The sequence below is a fragment of the Rubrobacter tropicus genome (assembly GCF_011492945.1).
GTDB classification, from domain to species: domain Bacteria; phylum Actinomycetota; class Rubrobacteria; order Rubrobacterales; family Rubrobacteraceae; genus Rubrobacter_D; species Rubrobacter_D tropicus.
Window position 1 is genome coordinate 3,970,352 of record NZ_CP045119.1, and the last position, 16,301, is coordinate 3,986,652.

The 16,301-nt window shown below is 68.3% G+C and carries 15 protein-coding genes; 1 reads left to right on the plus strand and 14 read right to left on the minus strand.

Annotation, left to right across the window (positions count from 1 at the left end; all coding sequences use genetic code 11):
* Nucleotides 1–172: 172 nt before the first annotated feature.
* The 5 genes from GBA63_RS19865 to GBA63_RS24210 form a co-directional block, all read right to left on the minus strand.
* Complete coding sequence (locus tag GBA63_RS19865; protein WP_166178955.1) at nt 173–1,033, minus strand: sigma-70 family RNA polymerase sigma factor; 861 nt, start codon at nt 1,031–1,033, stop codon at nt 173–175.
* 386 nt (nt 1,034–1,419) lie between these two features.
* Nucleotides 1,420–2,100, minus strand: a complete 681-nt coding sequence (locus GBA63_RS19870) for a hypothetical protein (protein WP_166178957.1) — start codon at nt 2,098–2,100, stop codon at nt 1,420–1,422.
* Between the two features lie 95 nt (nt 2,101–2,195).
* On the minus strand, nt 2,196–2,537 hold the full coding sequence (locus GBA63_RS19875) for a single-stranded DNA-binding protein (protein ID WP_166178959.1): 342 nt from the start codon (nt 2,535–2,537) through the stop codon (nt 2,196–2,198).
* A gap of 540 nt (nt 2,538–3,077) precedes the next feature.
* Entirely contained in the window at nt 3,078–3,644 is a 567-nt protein-coding gene (locus GBA63_RS19880) for a putative immunity protein (RefSeq protein WP_207956937.1), read from the minus strand.
* 162 nt (nt 3,645–3,806) lie between these two features.
* Nucleotides 3,807–4,316 carry a putative immunity protein gene (locus GBA63_RS24210; protein WP_166178963.1) on the minus strand — a complete coding sequence of 170 codons (510 nt, stop codon included), beginning with the start codon at nt 4,314–4,316 and terminating at the stop codon, nt 3,807–3,809.
* A gap of 246 nt (nt 4,317–4,562) precedes the next feature.
* Between GBA63_RS24210 and GBA63_RS19890 the strand changes: the two genes are divergently transcribed.
* Nucleotides 4,563–5,297, plus strand: a complete 735-nt coding sequence (locus tag GBA63_RS19890; protein WP_166178965.1) for a TioE family transcriptional regulator — start codon at nt 4,563–4,565, stop codon at nt 5,295–5,297.
* Nucleotides 5,298–5,369: 72 nt separating this feature from the next.
* Here the strand turns inward: GBA63_RS19890 and GBA63_RS23405 are convergent, their stop codons facing one another.
* From GBA63_RS23405 to GBA63_RS19930, 9 genes are all read right to left on the minus strand, one after another.
* Nucleotides 5,370–6,107, minus strand: coding sequence for an HNH endonuclease (locus tag GBA63_RS23405; RefSeq protein ID WP_207956939.1), 738 nt, complete (start codon nt 6,105–6,107; stop codon nt 5,370–5,372).
* Nucleotides 6,038–6,661, minus strand: a complete 624-nt coding sequence (iscB, locus tag GBA63_RS24550) for an RNA-guided endonuclease IscB (RefSeq protein ID WP_207956940.1) — start codon at nt 6,659–6,661, stop codon at nt 6,038–6,040. Before iscB ends, GBA63_RS23405 begins: the two co-directional genes overlap by 70 nt.
* A 614-nt stretch (nt 6,662–7,275) precedes the next feature.
* Complete coding sequence (locus GBA63_RS19900; RefSeq protein WP_166178967.1) at nt 7,276–8,817, minus strand: hypothetical protein; 1,542 nt, start codon at nt 8,815–8,817, stop codon at nt 7,276–7,278.
* A 352-nt stretch (nt 8,818–9,169) separates the two neighbouring features.
* The gene (locus GBA63_RS19905) at nt 9,170–9,553 is read right to left on the minus strand and encodes a hypothetical protein (RefSeq protein WP_166178969.1); all 384 of its coding nucleotides are present in this window, start codon (nt 9,551–9,553) and stop codon (nt 9,170–9,172) included.
* Nucleotides 9,537–9,881, minus strand: a complete 345-nt coding sequence (locus GBA63_RS19910) for a hypothetical protein (protein WP_166178971.1) — start codon at nt 9,879–9,881, stop codon at nt 9,537–9,539. The genes GBA63_RS19905 and GBA63_RS19910 overlap by 17 nt, the downstream gene beginning before the upstream one ends.
* A gap of 752 nt (nt 9,882–10,633) precedes the next feature.
* The gene (locus tag GBA63_RS19915; RefSeq protein WP_166178973.1) at nt 10,634–11,356 is read right to left on the minus strand and encodes an SDR family oxidoreductase; all 723 of its coding nucleotides are present in this window, start codon (nt 11,354–11,356) and stop codon (nt 10,634–10,636) included.
* 198 nt (nt 11,357–11,554) lie between these two features.
* Nucleotides 11,555–12,322, minus strand: coding sequence for a replication-relaxation family protein (locus GBA63_RS19920; protein ID WP_166178975.1), 768 nt, complete (start codon nt 12,320–12,322; stop codon nt 11,555–11,557).
* A 16-nt stretch (nt 12,323–12,338) separates the two neighbouring features.
* The gene (locus GBA63_RS19925) at nt 12,339–15,689 is read right to left on the minus strand and encodes a hypothetical protein (protein WP_166178977.1); all 3,351 of its coding nucleotides are present in this window, start codon (nt 15,687–15,689) and stop codon (nt 12,339–12,341) included.
* Nucleotides 15,689–16,300, minus strand: a complete 612-nt coding sequence (locus GBA63_RS19930; RefSeq protein WP_207956941.1) for a hypothetical protein — start codon at nt 16,298–16,300, stop codon at nt 15,689–15,691. Before GBA63_RS19930 ends, GBA63_RS19925 begins: the two co-directional genes overlap by 1 nt.
* Nucleotide 16,301: the final 1 nt, after the last annotated feature.

Consider the following 16,301-nt stretch of genomic DNA (forward strand, 5'->3'; position numbering starts at 1 on the left):
TAACCGGAGGCAGAGTGGACCCCAAGCAGGCCACGCTGGGGCCGTAGAGGGCGTGCCACAGGGCGGCGACATTGGTGTTCATGGCGCGGGACATCTCCTATCGGGATCGTCGTCGGCTTCGGACGTCGGGAGGGGCGCAGGGAATGCCCGACCTCCGGTTGATAGGCTCCCGCTACGCGGCGTCGGGCCGTACGGGGGCTGCCGGCTGCGCCGCCCGGCACCTAGCTTGTGGGCGGGGGAGCCCGGAAGCGAGGTCTTCCCGCAGGGCGTCCAGGGCCGCGCGCAGGATCTGGGAGATCCTGCCCTCGGTGAGGCCGAGCTCGGCGCCGATCTCCCTTAGCTTCATCCCCCGGTAGAAGTAGGCGGTCACGACGAGGCGCGACCTCTCGTCGAGGGCGTCGAGGGCGCCGGCGACGCGCTCGCGCTCCTCCGAGCGGTCGAGGGCCTCCTGCGGGTCGTCGGTGGGATCGGCGAGGAGCGCGTGCAACCCGGCTCCGGTGGCCGTGTCGGCCGACGGGAACACGGGGGCGTCCAGCGACGCGGGGCGGACGGACGCGAGCTCCCGGCGGGCGAGATTCCGGAGCAGGCGGGGTTGGGTGCCTAAAGCCGCGGCGACCTCTTCCTCGGTCGGCGCGCGGCCGAGGGTTTGCCGGAGACTTGCCCGGGCGGCCTCCGCGGCGCGTGCTCGGGATCGGGCCGAGCGGGGCAGGGGGTCGGCCTTCCTGACCTCGTCGAGGACGCGCCAGCGTACCTTGTTGAACGCGTGGGTCTCGAAGCGGGCGCCCCTGTCCGGCTCGAAGGTCTCGACGGCGTCGAGCAGGCCGCCCATGCCCCAGGAGACGACATCGTCGGCGTCGAGGGGAGGGGGCGGTTTCGGCGCCGCGCGACGTGCCGCCGTGGCGGCGAGCGGGGCGTAGTGGGCGACGAGGCGATCCCGGAGAATCCGGAGGCGCCTGAGCCGGGCGTCGGTGAGACCCGCGTCGGGGTCTTCGCGGGCGGCGAGGTAGCGCGACCAGAGGTGCGTGGCGTTCACGGAGGTCTCCTTTCGAAATTGGGGGACGCTGGATCTCTAGAGAGAGGATGGGTTGCTGCGGTTGGCCTCCTTATCGCGGGGACGACCCCGCCGGGGAAATGACGGGGACGCGCGGGATCCGGTCGCGCGCATCAGGCGTGGCGCGACCGGATCCCGCAGGGAGGAGAACCCTTAGGGGCGAGAACGGATAGCCGAGAGATCTTCCGCTACGGAATGGGCGTAACGGCCACGCGACCGGCCGCGGCGGTTGAAACGGGCGAGGGCGCAGACGTGGCGGAGCCGGGCGCCCTCGCTCGAGAGGGAGAAGACGTGGGGTCCCGAGAGCCAGAACTCCGTGCCGGCCCGGTCGGCGCCGAGGTGGGCCGAGCGGGCTCTCGGCGAACGCTTCATGGCTCGACGCGTTCGAGGCGCGCCCCGGCCTCCGGCAAGCCGAAGCAGCCGTTCGGGCTTCCTGCTATTCCCCCTGCGTAGTGGACGTCCTCGTCTAAGAACCGTCTGCCCTTACTCAAAGGACGGAGGGGTCGGGCGTGGTAGGCAACGAGGGCCCGCTCCAGCGACGGCACCTCGCACATGGAAGAGGGCCCGCGGTACCCCGGGGACGGCCGGTTGACGACGCGCCAAGACGTCGTGCAATCCCCATCCTGCGCCACCGGATACTCCCCCCTCGGGGGATGGTGGACCACGCAGGAGATGGCGAGAGTCCTCGACGGGTTGCCCTCTTGCTCGCGCGACCCGACGGGGAGCTCGAGCGTGACCTCGTCGGCCCGCGTCGCCCCCAACCGCAGCGCCGCCGCTTCCAGGCCGAGCCGTCGGGTCCGGTGCCCGGAGAGCCTCTTCTCCAGCCGCCGGGCCTTGCGCTCTTCGTCGCAGAGCATCAGGTGATTGCCGAGGTCGAGCAGGGCCGCGGCGATCCTTAGCCTGGCCCTCTCCCGTGCCCGGCCTGAGAGCCCGGAGACCCACCCGCGGAGGTGCTTCCCGCGACGAATCACGAAGGTCGGGTACGCCAGCGCGCCGACGATCGAGAACAGAACTGCCACCGCCAAAACGACGCCCGTGGTTCCGCCCAAAGCTTCCTCCTTTGTAATCCGATCCGTGCCGGCACCCCGCCCTCTACCCCTCACCGCAGGAGAAAGGGCGGTGTTTTGGCGCCGCCCCGAGTGGGTTATTCGGAGGAGCCGTTGCTGGCTCCGCCCCCGAGGAACTGGACGCTCTCGGCGACGACGTCTACCTTGCTCCTCTTGGAGCCGTCCTGGGCCTCCCAGGTGCGGTACTGGAGGCGCCCCTCGACGAGGATGGGGTCGCCCTTCTTCTTGTGGTTGGCGACGGCCTCTCCCTGCTCCCGCCAGACGCTGACGTCGAAGAAGTCGACGGCGTCCTTGTCCTTGGACCTCACGCGGTTGACCGCCAGGCCGAAGCCGCATACTGGCACCCCCTGCCCGGTGAACCGGATCTCCGGATCCCTGGTGATGTTTCCCGCCAGGATCACCCTGTTTAAGCTAGCCATGCGGCTAACCCCCTTCTCGTCGCTGGGCCGCCCTTCGGCCCCTTCGTCCGCAAGAGGGGCCGAAGGGATGGTCTCGTTGTGAAAGCCATCGTTAGAGGGAACGGCCGGACGCAGGAGGCTGCCGTCCTGGCGCTGGCCGGATACCACGCCGCCCTGTGGCTGCATGCCGACAGCCTGATTCTAGAGTACGAGGGTCGGGCGCTATCCCGCTACGACGTGGAGCGCGCGGCCGGCACCGATCGTCTGGCCTCCGTCCGCCGCCCGAGGCTCTTCCGGACACCCTACACGCTAGCCCAGGCTCTTCGGGCTCGACGAGGCCGGCTGGCTCAAGGCGCTCAAGCTGCGCGAGTATGCGGCCCGCCGAGGCGGCCCGCGACCCTGCAGGAGGCGCTGTTTGCTTGCCTTGGCGCGCTCTAGGGATGCCGGCCGCTACGTTGGCGACGGTCCGCCGCTCGGCGGCGGAGGGATGTCCTTGACGGAGACGACCCCGTCGGTCCCGTCGAGCCGGCCGGGTTCCAGGGCGAAGCAGCCCTGGTCGGTTTACGTGTCCCTGCGCGGCGTCGGTTCCGAGCCCGTGACGCGGAGGGCTCCATCCAGATCGCGAAGCAGCTTCCCGACGCGCCTTCCACCGGGCGGTGCCGCAGGATAGCGGCCGAGCACGTCAATGACGGCCGGCGTCGCGCGCCGACGGGCTCTCTCGATGCGCTTGGCGCCGACGTCCCGATCGTCGCCGGCGACGAGTTCGGCCGCCCTCGCCGCGTGAGCCGCCGCCCCCAGGATGTGCTTCACTTGGTGGGCGTCGGCCAGCGGGTGCAGGTACGCGGCGGACGCCGCGCACATCGCTGCTCGCGCCGCATCGCCCGCGGCCGCGGTATCCGCGTCTCGGGCCGCCTTGAGCGCCGCCCACGCGGTGTCGCGCAGCGCCTTCCCGCGCTTACCACCTTGAGCGAACGTCCACGCGGCGTCGATCGCGTCGCGGGGGCGGGGGTCGGCCGGGTGCGCCCTCTCGAAGATCTCCAGCACTTCCTGCGCGCTCTCGGCGGCGTAGCCGCTGACCTCACGAAGGTCCTGCATGCTCAGAACGATCGCGCCGGTTTCGTTCGCCACGGTTACCTCCTCGTCCACCACACCGGACACCGCCACTCGGCTACTCGATAGGGGAATCATGGGACCTCGCCGATCACGCAGACTACGGGAGGCTCGAGCTCCGCCGTTGGGTGGCTGCATGCTTACGCCTGTTGAGCGACTCCGATGTTCCGAGCGAGCCGGTCAGCAATCGAACACGGACCAGCACACCTCGTTGCGTAGCCTCTGGTCGTCCAGCACGAGTTCTCGGATCTCGCCGGGAAGCCGTGCCCGCTGCCACCGGCACTCCAGGCGACCGGCCCGCCCTTGCTCCCCTTCGGAGGCCGCCGCGCGCGCGGCCCTGATCGCGTAGGCCGCCGCGCCCAGTTCGTGGGCCGGCACGTGGGACACCGCCACGGCTTGACCGGCGGCGAGAGCCGCTTGCTTCGCGGCACCCGACGCCTCTCGGGCCGCCGCGTTTGCGAAGGCGGCCTTGCGGGCTTGCGTCATCGTGATCTCGCCCCGCGCCCAAGCACGCGCCAGTTCGATCGCGTGGCGCGGCCGGTCGTCACTGGGTCGCGCGTGCTCGAAGAAGGGCAGCACGTGCTCGGCACAATCGGCCGCCCACACCGCGAGGCGGTGATGATCGGCGTCCTGTAGGGTGCCGCCCCGACGCACGGTCACGAGCCGAGGGTCCCGCTCACCGAAAATCATGGGCCTACGTCACCGTGGAAAGCGGTACCGCCGTCCCTCGCTCCGCGCGGACGTTGCATGATTTTTGGCGGGGTTTCGGGCGTGCGTTCCTCCTCCAGTCGGTCGCCGGTCGAGGGTCGAGCGGGCATGGGCGAACTTCCTTGTCCTTGACCACAACACTCCTTAATTGTATCTTTGAACCTTCCGTGACAACTTTGATGGGTATACTGGCCGAATACGCCAAAAAGTTTCAAAGGGGAGTATAAGGTGAGCAAAAGGCGGCTGCGGCCGGTGGATCTCGCCCGCGAGCACGGGCTGTCCGCGCAGGCCGTCCGGAACTACGAGGGGGAAGGCATTCTGCCGACGGCGGGGCGCACCCGGCACGGCTACCGGGTATACACCCCGCTGCACTCTCGGGCCCTGCGCGCGTTCGTGGCGCTCGTCCCGGCGCACGGCCACCGGACCGCATCAGACGTCATGCGCGCGGTGAACGCCGGCGACGTCGACGGCGCCCTCGCCCTGCTTGACGAGAGCCACGCGCAACTCCTCCGGGACAGGGAGACCTTAGCCGCGGTCGAGAAGGCGTTGCGGGACCTGGCGTCGTCGGAAGCCGGGAGCCCGTCGCGGCGTGGGGTCGTCTTCATCGGGCGGCTTGCCAGGGAACTGGGGGTCGGGCCGGCGACCCTGCGCAAATGGGAGAAGGCGGGCCTGATCGGGCCGCGAAGGGACCCGGAGACCGGCTACCGCGTCTACTCCCCCGCGGACGTCCGGGACGCGCGCCTGGCACACCAGCTGAGGCGCGGGGGATACCTGCTGCGCCAGATCGCACCCCTGACAGAGCAGGTGAGGCACGCCGGAGGGGTGGGGCCGCTGGAAGCGACCCTCGACGGGTGGCGTGCCAAGCTCACGACGCGCGGCCTTTCGATGCTCGCCGCCGCGGCGGAGCTCTCCGCTTACTTGGGACATCGCGGCCACCCGATGTCCACGCTCACATCACCGTAAAGTGCTGCCGGCCTACTCTTGCTTGTTAGACGACTTGTCCTGCCGCCGTGGCTCCGGCTATAAGCTGAGGATTTATCGCGAGGTCTGCGGCGCGGATACCTGACCCAACTCGTAAGCGTAACCGTCGAAGCGCTGTAGCAACTCGCAACGCTTCGAGCTAACCCCCTGGACGACACGACGTCCGCCGCTCTTGAGGTCAAAGTAACCCGAGCTTCTGACCACCGCTGTGCCCTCGTGCCTGCCGCGCCTGGTCCTGGACCGCACGAGGTCCCCCGACCGGAAACCCGACACCGACTTCCTCCGCGTCCTGTAGGCCCTCGGGAAGCCGGACGCGTCCGTGTCGGTGCGACGGTACTGTCCACGACCAACCGCACGTATCACGAGGGCCGAGAATCCTCGCGCCCCGCTCAACCTCGCGGGCGTCGACGTCCCGACGCACAGGGCGTCGTTGGCGTGGCTCTTTGGCATGTGCAGGCGTGATCGATTGTACTTCGTCATCCCGCCGGTCCCCGTCTCGACGGACAAACCCGTTGCCACAAGCGTTTGTAGTATGGCCGAGCGCGTCGCGTTCATCGCCGCGGCGTGCGGGAAGGCGCGGCCAGCGAGACGTTGGACCTCGGAGTGGCCGAACTCTTCGGCCGTACGGTTGCCCTTGGCGAGGTTGCACGGGCGGCACGAGAGCGTGAGGTTGCCCACCCGGTCGGAGCCACCGCGGGATTTGGGCACCACGTGCTCCATCTCTAGCGCCACGTCCCGTGCCCCGCAGTAGGCGCACGTGCGTCCCCACTTTTCGAGCAGGTACTCACGCACCTCGTAGCCGAACAGCTCTCCCCTCTGGTACTCCGACCGGAGATTTCCGGGTCCCGCAACTTTCGGGCGTCGAAGCGCGCCGTTTCGACGGAGAGGTATTTCACAGGCACTAGACGGCGGTAGCGTTCGATCCAGGCCTCGACGTTGCGCACCCTAGCCGACAGCGAAGGCGGGAGCCATCCCTCCGGGCGAGCACGATTGTCGAAGCGCGGCGGACGGTAGCGCAGGTTGGCGCAGCGCCTTCGGCGCCGGTGGTTGCGGCGCTTCAGCAACGCCTTACTTATGCCCGGCTTGTGGTGCATCTCGGCCAGGTGCAAGACGGCAGCCTCGTCGCCCTTCTCACGTAAGATGGCGACTCCAGTGACCCTACTGCCGGGGTCAAGTTTCAGCCGCACCGGCTGCACCGTTCCGCCCCTCCGGTGTTTGAGCCGAATTGTGAAAGGCACGCGCTTGTGAACGACCGCGCGACCCTCCCGCAGCAGGCGCCGCGCCCGGGCCGGGTGAGCGGGCATCAAGGGCGCACCGCAACTGTCCAAAACGAAAACCTTGAACATCGTGTGGAGTTACCTCCTACTTCTCCGCTTTCGCGGGTGACGCCCCCGGTCCGGCAAACCGGAGATCTCCCCTCGGGAATGTTGGACGCCGGCGGGCACCGGGCGTCCGGCGCCTGCACACGATCCGTTTCGCGCCTGCCCCTAAGGACTGTCTGCAACCGTGCGTTCCAGAGCGGCGGGCTGAGGAAGCACCCGCAGATGGGTCTTCTGCCCCACGTCCAACGTAGCCGGGTCCAAGCTTGCCAAGCTATCCGACTTACCCTGGTCAACCGGCTCCATAGGGGAAAGCCCCCGGAGCCGCGGTTTTATCCGCGGGGCGGTTGACTGTTCATGCTCGCCATCGTCGTGGCCTCCCTTCTCCCCGCGTCCGACCGGATCGACCATCCGCCGCCGAACGCGCCGTTTGCCGCGGCCCCCTCGCGGGACCTCCTTCGCCTTCAGGAGGAGGTCCCGTGGGGCCCCGCCGATCAACCGCCCCCAGTCCCAACCACGCGAAGCTCTTCTACATGAATACTATGTTTGCCAGTAGGCAAACAAGGGGAATGGTGTCTTTCTCTTGGTCGGTCGGAAGACGGGGGCTCGCTGGTGGTAGCGAACCCCCGTTCCTCCGACGCTCAGGCGGTGAGTGTCTCGATCTCCTCTTGGGCGCCCTCGTCGGCGACATGGTCGAGGAAGGCCTCGCGGCCGGTCTCCTCGGGGAAGACGTCCTCGTGGCCGCTCGAAAGCAGGGCCTCTTCGTCCTCCTCGCCTTCGGGCTCGACGCCGTCGGCCTCGGTCCAGGGGCTCACGATCCCGAACCTCTCGTCGCGGATCAGGCCGTTCAGGCCACGCCGGAACCTCACCTCGTCGAGGGGCTCGGTGGCGGCGATGAAGACCTCGGCGGACTTCCGGCTCCGCAGACGCCTCATCTTCCCGGCGTCGGCCAGCTCGCGGAGAGCTGCCAGGAGGGCCGCCTCGGGTAAAGCCGCTCTTGCGCCAGCGAGCTTCGCGTGCCGGGAGACGAACTCACGCTCGCGGATCGCGCCGCCCTCGCGCCTGAGGAGGTGCAGCAGCCTGTGGGTGGGGGACGGGAGCTGCCGGAGGTAGACGGCGCGGGCGGTGTCGTAGGCCACCCGGCCACTCTTGCGCGCCCGCTCCGTGCGGTGCTCGAGTTCCGCATCTTCCGTCCAATGAGGCTCACGCGACGCGGTCCACGAGTCGTCGATTTCGCGGGCGGGCCTCACCACAAGTTTCTCTCCGCGACGGCGGCGTGCGATGAACTCGGCGCGCAGGCGCTTGCGGTTCGCCTCGATCCTCCGGCGCTCGGCCTTCGTCTCGGCGACGGCGAGCGACCCTCCGTCGCGGGACGCGCGGAAACGTTCGGCGGCGGCTTCGAGCTCCCTCTCGGGGGAAACCTTCCCGGTCTTCACGGTCAGGCCCCAGCCCTCCTCTTCGGAGTAGTGGGAGCCGGCATCCCCGGAGTCGAGGAGGACGCCGAAGACCCGCCGGGAGGCGAGGGGACGTTCGGCGGAGCGCGGAAGCGTCTCCACCGCCCGCCTCTTGTCGCCTGCGGTGGAGCCGGCCATCGCCAGGACCACGCCGCCGGCTTCGCCCGCGAAGAGGTGGGCGATGCCCGCCTCGGAGAGCCTCGCCACCCGGGCGAGCATCTCGGGGGCGAGGTCGCTGACTCGTCGGGCGGCCGGGACCGCCCAACCCGAGGACTTGACGGCCTCGGCCAGGAAACCGTCGCGGGCGTCGTTCGAGGAGTAATCGGAGACGGGCGGATTCTCGTCTGGGCCGGCAATCGGTGTCCTGGCCCTCGCGCCGCGGAGCGCGTGCGCGGCGGCCGTCCTGGGCGAGAAGTGGGCGTCGAATGTAGCGTCGGCAGTGTTCTCGCTGCCGACCGCGAAGGAGACGAGACCTTCCCAGTCCACGGCGACGCCGGCCGAGAGCCGGCAGTTGCGGACCGCCGGGACCCACAGGGCGTCGCCCGATTCGAGAGCGACGCCCGCCAGCGCATCAAGGCGCTCGGGGACGGGCAGGCGGGTGATGAGCCCCTCCAGTTCCTCCAGGGTTTCTACGGCGTTCGCGAGGTCTTCCTCACTCGGGGCCTCGATCTTCGTCGGCTCGAGCCCCTCGATCAGGGCGCGCACCGACCTTGCGGTATACTCGGCCATGTTGCTCTCCTTTCTTGGGAGACGAAGGCCGGGAGGGTTCAGCTCCCGGCCTTCAGCCTTTCTTCTTGCGGAGGCCCTTTGGCGGGGTCCTCCTTCTCCTCGTTGGAGGAGGTCCCCGGCCGCACCGGTCGGGGGTCCTCGTTCTCGAATCACCGTCTCACCGTTTCCTCCTTCCTATCTCGAACCTTCCGTATCTTTGCGGGGACCGGGTCTCCCCCAACCGAAAAGACCCGCCGCCCCTTCCGGGACGACGGGTCCGTACTCGACTCGCTCTTTCGTGATGGGCTCTAGCCGGCGTCCTCCCGCCAGGCCGGCGGGCGGGCGGTAGAGCGTTCGGTTTCTCGTCCGTGGCTCAGCCGGCCAGGCGCACGCCTCCGATGAGTTTGGGTGTGCTCCTGGGGTCCCGTTCCCCTTCGGGGACTTGCTCCGAAAAACTCAGGTTCGCCTCCGCGTCCTGCCCGCGGGCGAGGTGCTCCACGATGCCGACCTCGTCCTTGTAACGTGCCCGGGCGACCAGGCGGTCCACGGTGTGGCCGGTGCGGACGCTGAACGGCGTCACGGCGAGCAGCACCTCCTGGTTGTGGGGGGCTTCCGGGTTCTCGCGGAGCGCCAGGATCTCGCCCCTGAGGGCGTTCGGGCCGTCCGGGCCATCGAAATCCCAGGGCTCGCCCACGGAGATGCTCACCGACCGTCCCACGAGTAGCCTCCCCACCTCCTCCTCACTCAAGGTAATCAACCGAAACCACCTCCGCTTCGACGCTCTCTTCGCTCACGTACTCCGTGCCCCCGCCGGGCTCGTCCTCGTCGGGCTCGACGCGCGTGCCCGCGAGCAGCAACCCGGGCTCGCTCGTAATTCTAAACTCCAGCCTCGCCTCGGGCAGGTACTCGAGGGCGAGGCGACTCTTGGCCTCGGTCGGGCTCCCGTACAGGTCGGTGGTCCAGTACGTCCTGCCCGGCCTGCCGCCCCGCAGCTTCCCCGTCCTCACGACTGCCTCGACCTCCGCCCGGCTCATGTACCGGTAGAACACGCGGCCGGCGACCGGAGAGCTCCGCTCCTCGCTCACGCCCTTACACCTCCCTCCCTTTTCTCCTTGTGATCTACGCACCCCAACGGCTACAACGGCGACGGACAGACTCTATGGGGAACGGCCTTTCGGAAGTACCGCACAGGACGTCCATTCTGAAGATTCCCTCTTACCGTTCAGCTTCGTGGCCTCGATGCAGCGGTACCCGAAGAGGCCCGCGTTCCGGAATCCCGTTGGGTGAGGAAGCGGATCCCTCGCTCCCCGAGGTTCTTTTGGCGAGAACCCCGAAAACCCGAACACCCCGGAAGTCTTTGTGGCGAAGACCCGGAAAACCAGCGACAAGTACGATTGCCGCGGAGCCTACACCCCTGCGGAGGACGCGTAAAGGGCAGTTCGGGAGAGCTTCGACCGCGGCTTCAAAGGAAGGGAGGGATCCGGGTTTGTAGGGATCGGAGGATAAGTGAAAGGGAGTTTGTCGGGAGCATTGAGGGCTATTTGTCCTCGCACCCTCCGTGAAACCTTGTAGGTCGCAGTGCCGCATATACAAAGGGATTCGGTCCCAAAACCACGCCGGACCAGAGCGTGGCAGCCGTGTGGCGGCCAGCCTTCGGAGGGGTGCGACCCGGGCGCAACGCGGTTGCTACGCCGTTGCAACGGCCCGAAAGTATCGCAACCGGGTGGCGGCCGGTGAAAGGTAGAGAGGCTCGAACGTGTTGCGCCCGGAGCAGATCGGGGTCGAAATTGGCCCTATTCTCTCGCGTGTTGATCCTTGCGAACGACACGCCGAGCCCTTAGACGAGCAGTTTGCCACCGTCGATGTGTAGCACCGTGCCGGTGACGAAGCCGTTGCCCATAAGGAACATAGCCCCATCAGCAATGTCCTCTGGCGTGCCTATCCTCCCGACCGGCAAGCGAGCGGTCAGCTCCCTCACCGCCTCATCTCGTTCATCGCCATAGTAGGCGTCCAGGAGCGGGGTGTCCACGAACCCGGCGCAGATGGTGTTCACCCGGATCGGCGCGAGCTCCAGGGCGAGCGCGCGGGCGAATGCCTCTATCGCGCCGCCCGAAGCCGCCACCATCGCCGCACCGGGATAGGGGCGATGGGAGGACGTGCCCGACATGAACGTTATCGAGCCTCCGTGCATCGCGGGCGCGGCGTGCTTTGCCGCGAAGAACCCTCCCCACACACGGATGTCCAGCGTCGGACGCACGTCGGTCTCTTCGGCTTCGACCACTCCTACGGCCGCCGTCTCCGCGGCGGCGACCAGCAGGTGGTCCACTCGCTCCACCCGCCCGAAGAGATCGCGCACGGAAGCTTCGTCGGTAACGTCCGCAACGAGTGTCCGAACGTCGGCACCGATCTGCGCCTTCGCGCGCCCCAGCTTCTCCGGTGAACGACCGGCGATCACAACCGAGGCGCCGGCGTCACGCGCCGCTTCCGCGCAGGCCAGCCCGATGCCCGAGCTGCCACCGATGACCATCACCATCGACCCGTCGAGCTTGCGTTCACCCATGCCGGTAGCCTACACGCATATCTTCCCGCTGTGACGGTCACCGGGACTGTAACCAGCGCCCAAAACCTGCTTCGGACTCGGCAGCAGGTTCGGGCTAGGGACCGCGTACGTGGTCGCCGCGACTCTAATCCTGCCGAACTTGTCCACTCCTCCTAGGGAGCACGGACGAAGCGAGGACACGCATTGAGCGCTGGGGCCTCAGGGGGAAAGGCGCAGGGCGGCGTTGTAGAGGTAGTCGGCGATGCCAGTGACGTCCCGACCGACGACCTCGATACCGTGCTGCTCTCCGGCGCGCCTGGCCGCGTCGATCATAGGCGAGTCACCATGGTCGAAGACGAAGAGGATCTCGGCCGGCTTGCGCAGGCGTAGCTCGACGAAGCGCTTGTGGTCCTCGACCTTCTCGTAGATCTTCGCCGGCCCGACCTTCGACTCGGCGGTCTGGCGTTCGATGATGAAGACTTGATCGCAGAGGAGCACGTGGGCGTCCGGCTTGTGCTGGTAGGGCACGTTCTCGTACTCGCCGGTGTAGAGCACCCGCTTCTCATGACGCCACTCCCAGGCCGGGTAGGGACCGAGCTCGTCGTCGAGGCGGTGCTTGACGGCGGCGTAGATCTCGGCGGCCCTGACGTAGTGGCGGGCCTGCCTGGGCAGGAGCGGCTTGGGCACGTAGGCCTCATCCAGCTCCAGGGTCTCCGTGACGGAGTCGAAGCCGGACTTGGTGAGGTGCCACACGCCCTGGGCGGAGACGCGCTCGTCCCAGCTCGTCGGCTCGACGACGTACATGGTCCGGTTCGTCACGTAGCCCTTCTTGAGGAGCTGCGCCAGGCGAGACCGGGCCTTGCTGGCGCTTGGGAAGAACAGGCGGGTGAGCTGCGGGGTGGACATGTAGCGGCAGAAGAAGAGCGCCAGGAATACCTCCTTGTCCCGCTCCGTGATTGTCCCCTCGCGTCCGACCTTCAGCGCCATAGACAAACCGTCCCTTCTAGTGTCGAATCTTGCCGGCGAGCATCCTGGCCTCCGCGGACCTCATGGACCGACGCCGCCAGAGGACGAACACAGACAGAGCCGTCGCGGCGTAAAGGGACGTCGGGCCGGGGTCCGGCACGAGCGGCCCGACCCCCGGCGTCATTCCGAGGCTCGCGGCCAGCCCGAGAATGCCCTCCAGCACCGCGAGCAGCCAGCCGGCCAACAGGTAGCCCGCCGACCACGCGAGGACGCCCCACAGCGCCTCCCCACGGGTGAAAAGGGCTGCGGAGTGCCGTGACCCCTCGGGGACCTTATGGAGCTCCCAGCGTTCTTTGAGGCGCAATCGGGAAGATCTCCAATGCACCAGGTGTCGGGCGCGAGCCTTCGCGATAAGAAGTAGCGCGAAGCCGAGGACTGCGAGGGCCACTACGACCGGGTAAAAGTCGTAAAGGATGCGGAAGGGCGCCGCGTCGGCCAGGCGCCTGAGCGACCCCAGCGGGTCGGGGTACAGGACCGGCTCGCCGGCGGGCGTGGTCGAGACGTGCCCCGCGAAGTCGCGTAGGCGCAAAAGGATGGCCCCTAGCGCCAGCCCGAGCACCGCGGCGACGGCGACGCAGACCAAAATCGCCTTCGTCGGGAGGGGCGGCACGGGCTCGTCGGCGGGTGCCTTGGCGGCGTCCGGGACTTCGACGGAATCGGAGACGTCCGCCTCTTCCCGGGCGGAGCTCTCGGGGAAGATCTCGCGGAGCCGGTCGTGGGCTTCCTCGTCTGAGAGGGTGCCTATCCACGCTCCGAGCGAGGTCGGCCCGTCGCGGCCGTTCTCAGCGGGATCCTCCCCGCAGGCGAGCCCGACCACCGACGGGTCGCCGCCCTGGCGCTCCACCAGCCAACGCGCGGCCTCCGGCGCCTCGTGGTAGCGGGCATTCGATTCGCCCACCGTCGAGCGCGGCACGTAGGCGAGCCGCCTGTCGGCGAGATCGACGCCTTCGAGCTCGGGCAGCACGGCTTCGGCAGCCTGACGTCCCTCCCCCGGGCCGGAGGCCGCCCTGTAGCGACGGAAGCCGCCGATGGCCCCGACCACGACGTCTTCCTGGGCGGCGAGCATCGCCCCCAGCGGGCCCTCGCAGAATCCCTCGACCTCGCCGGGCGAGTAGTGGGCGAAGACGTAGAGATGGCTGCCGGCGCCCTTCAGCGGGACGGTCTCCTCGGCGTCCAGCTCGCCACTCTTGGGGTCGAACGGCAGGCCTTCCACTCCCGCGAGGAGGCCTTCGACATCGAAGCACGGGATTAGTATGTGCTCCTCCGCACGCCCCGTCGTCGGACAGAGGCGGATGTTGTTGCCCTTGTATGCCTCGAAGCCGGGGACGGTGAGGAGCCTCTTTGCGCCGAAGCGCTCCGCGAGGTCGGAGACGGCCTTCGTGGCGGCGCCCGCGTCCAGGGAGGCGAAGCGTCCGACCTTGGCGGTCGCGCGCATCAGACCTTGTTTCTCGAGCGCCAAGAGATGCTCCTCCTTAGGCGGCAGTTTTTCGATCAGGGCCCGGTAGACCTCGTCGCGAAGCTTGCGCGCCCCGCGTGAGACTCCGCGCCCCGCGGTCTGCAGGGACTTGTCGTCCAGGTCGGGCGCGTCCCACAGGCCGGGCTGGGACCCCTCGCCGGCCGCATCCGTCGCGGCGCCTTTACGGGAGGACTTTTTGGAAGTCTTCGCCTTCGACGTCTTAGCACCGCCCTTGTCCCGGCGGACGTCCTCCTCGGTGAGCACCCGCCCGCGACCAGGGTACGATCCGTCGTCGCTTCCCACGTTTTTCTTGTGGTCGAGGGACTGTGGAGACGGTCCGGCGGAAGACGAAGTAGAAACCTCCGCGGCGTGGGCGGACGCCAAACCACGAGTGTCCTTAGGGCCAGGCGTAGGCGCGTCGGTTTTCTTCTTGGTTTCGCCGGCGTCGGCGCGGGAGGCGGGCGGCCGAGGGAGGGATTGGTTGTCTTCGGGGGGGCTTGTGCCGGCGAGGAGTTCGGCGAAACGGTCGTCGCGCTCCTTCGGGCCGATCGAGAGCAGCCACTCGTCCAAATCCACCCCTTTCGGGAGGAGGCAGACGGCGGCTTCGGCGTTCTGCGGCTCGGCGATCCAGCGCGCCGCCTTCGGCGCGGCCCTCAGCACGTTGGGGTTCGGGGGATCGTCGGCGTCCGGGATGTAGGGCAGCGTCCGGCCGGCGAAATCCGCGCCCTTGAGCTCCAGGAGGGGTTCACCCGGTGCGCCGTCGAGCATCTCTGGAGAGAGGCTCGCGCGGAAGCGTTCGCAGCCCATGATCGCCCCGACGGTGATGCCGCACTCGGCGGCCACGATGGCCCCCATCGCCCCCTCGCAGACGGCGACGAGGTCCTCGGGCCGATGGCCGGGAAAGAGGTAGAGGTGGTTACCGGCGCGTCTGAGGGTCACGTACTTGCGGCCGTCCGTCGGCTCGCCGACGACCCGACCTTCTATCGTTGTGACACGGCCTCGCGCGTCGTGGTACGGGATGAGAACGTAGTTGCCGGTGAGGGTCCACTTGATGAGCCCGGTCTCCTCGTCTTCGGAGAAGCCGGGCACGGACAGCAGCGCCTCGCGGCCCAGCTCGCGCTGGAGTCGCGCCTTCACCTGGCCAGCGCGCGGGGCGGTCATCGTGCCGAAGCGGCCCCGCCTGATGGTGGCACTTGAGAGCCCGCGTGTCTTCAAGTAACGGCGATCTCTCGTCTCCAGCGGGCAGATCTCGAGTATGCGCTCGTACGCCCGGGCGGCGAACTCGAGGCGTACGTCCAGGTCCTCTAGCCCGCCAGAAGGGTCGGTCGTAATCTCCGTCCGCCGCCCGACCGGCACCGCCCGCGGACCGGCGCCAGTCTGATGGGCCCCCTTATTGGCTGGCCCGGCAATACGGTTCTCGTCGCGGGCCTCCGCGTTCGGCGCCGATTCTTCGTTGCCGGTTCCGTTGGCGCCGCTTCTCGCCGCGTGTTGCGAGCGTCCGCGAGGATCGGAACAGCTGTCGGCCGGCTCCATCCCGAGGAGTTCGTAACTTCTGGTGAGGACCGCAAGGAAGTCTGCTTTATAGTCTAGGTCCTCGAGGCTGGCGAGCATGACGAAGACGTCGCCGCTCCCGGCGAGGCGGCAGTCGGCGACGAGGCAGCCTCCCTTGCCGCTGGCTTTCACCACCGAGTATTTCTCCCGCTTTCCGCAGGCCGGGCAGTCCCACACCACGCGGGCACCCTGCTCTCTTGCAGTGCCCAACCGGGCGGTAAGCAGCTCCAGCATCCGATCGCGCACCAGGTCCTTGTCGTAGCGTCTGGGACGCTGCGAGCGGGTAGAGGTGGCGCCCCGCTCACCGGCTTCGCTGCCCACTAGCGTCCTCCTTCCTCTGGAACCCCGAACGGCGGTCGTCCGTAGACCTTTCGGACGAGGTCGGCGAGTTCCTCTACGTCCGCCGGCGTGTGCTTTTCATCGGCCTCGGCGAAAGCAAGCGGGAGGTCCCAGGTCGGGCAGATTCCCCAAAGAACGTCCTCGTCCTCGCCCAGGTACTTGAGCTCCGCACGCGTGAAGCAGACGACGTGGAAAGCTTCCGCGTCGGTCCCCTCGAACCTGGCGTTCACGTCCGCTGCCATGTCGGCGGCCTGTCGCTTTGGATCGTCCGCGAAAGGCCGCGCGTTCAGGTACAGGGTGGCGTCGACGTCGGCAGTGACCGTGCCGGCTTCGTCTCGCACAACAACAACGCAGGCGCCGACCGGTCCCACGGCTAGGAAATCGATCATCCCGGCCCCCTCGGTCATGAGCTCGTCGAAAACGTAGTAGCCGTGGGCCGACGCCGAGCGCAGGGCCAGTCGGACGTGCTCGCGCCGCTCCGCACGGGCGATCCTCTCTTTCCTAGCCGAGTAGCGCGGTCGCCCCCGCCCCGGTCCGGCCGGGAGCGCCAGGAGAAGCAACGACATGGCTGTATAGAGTGCGCGGATGGTCAAT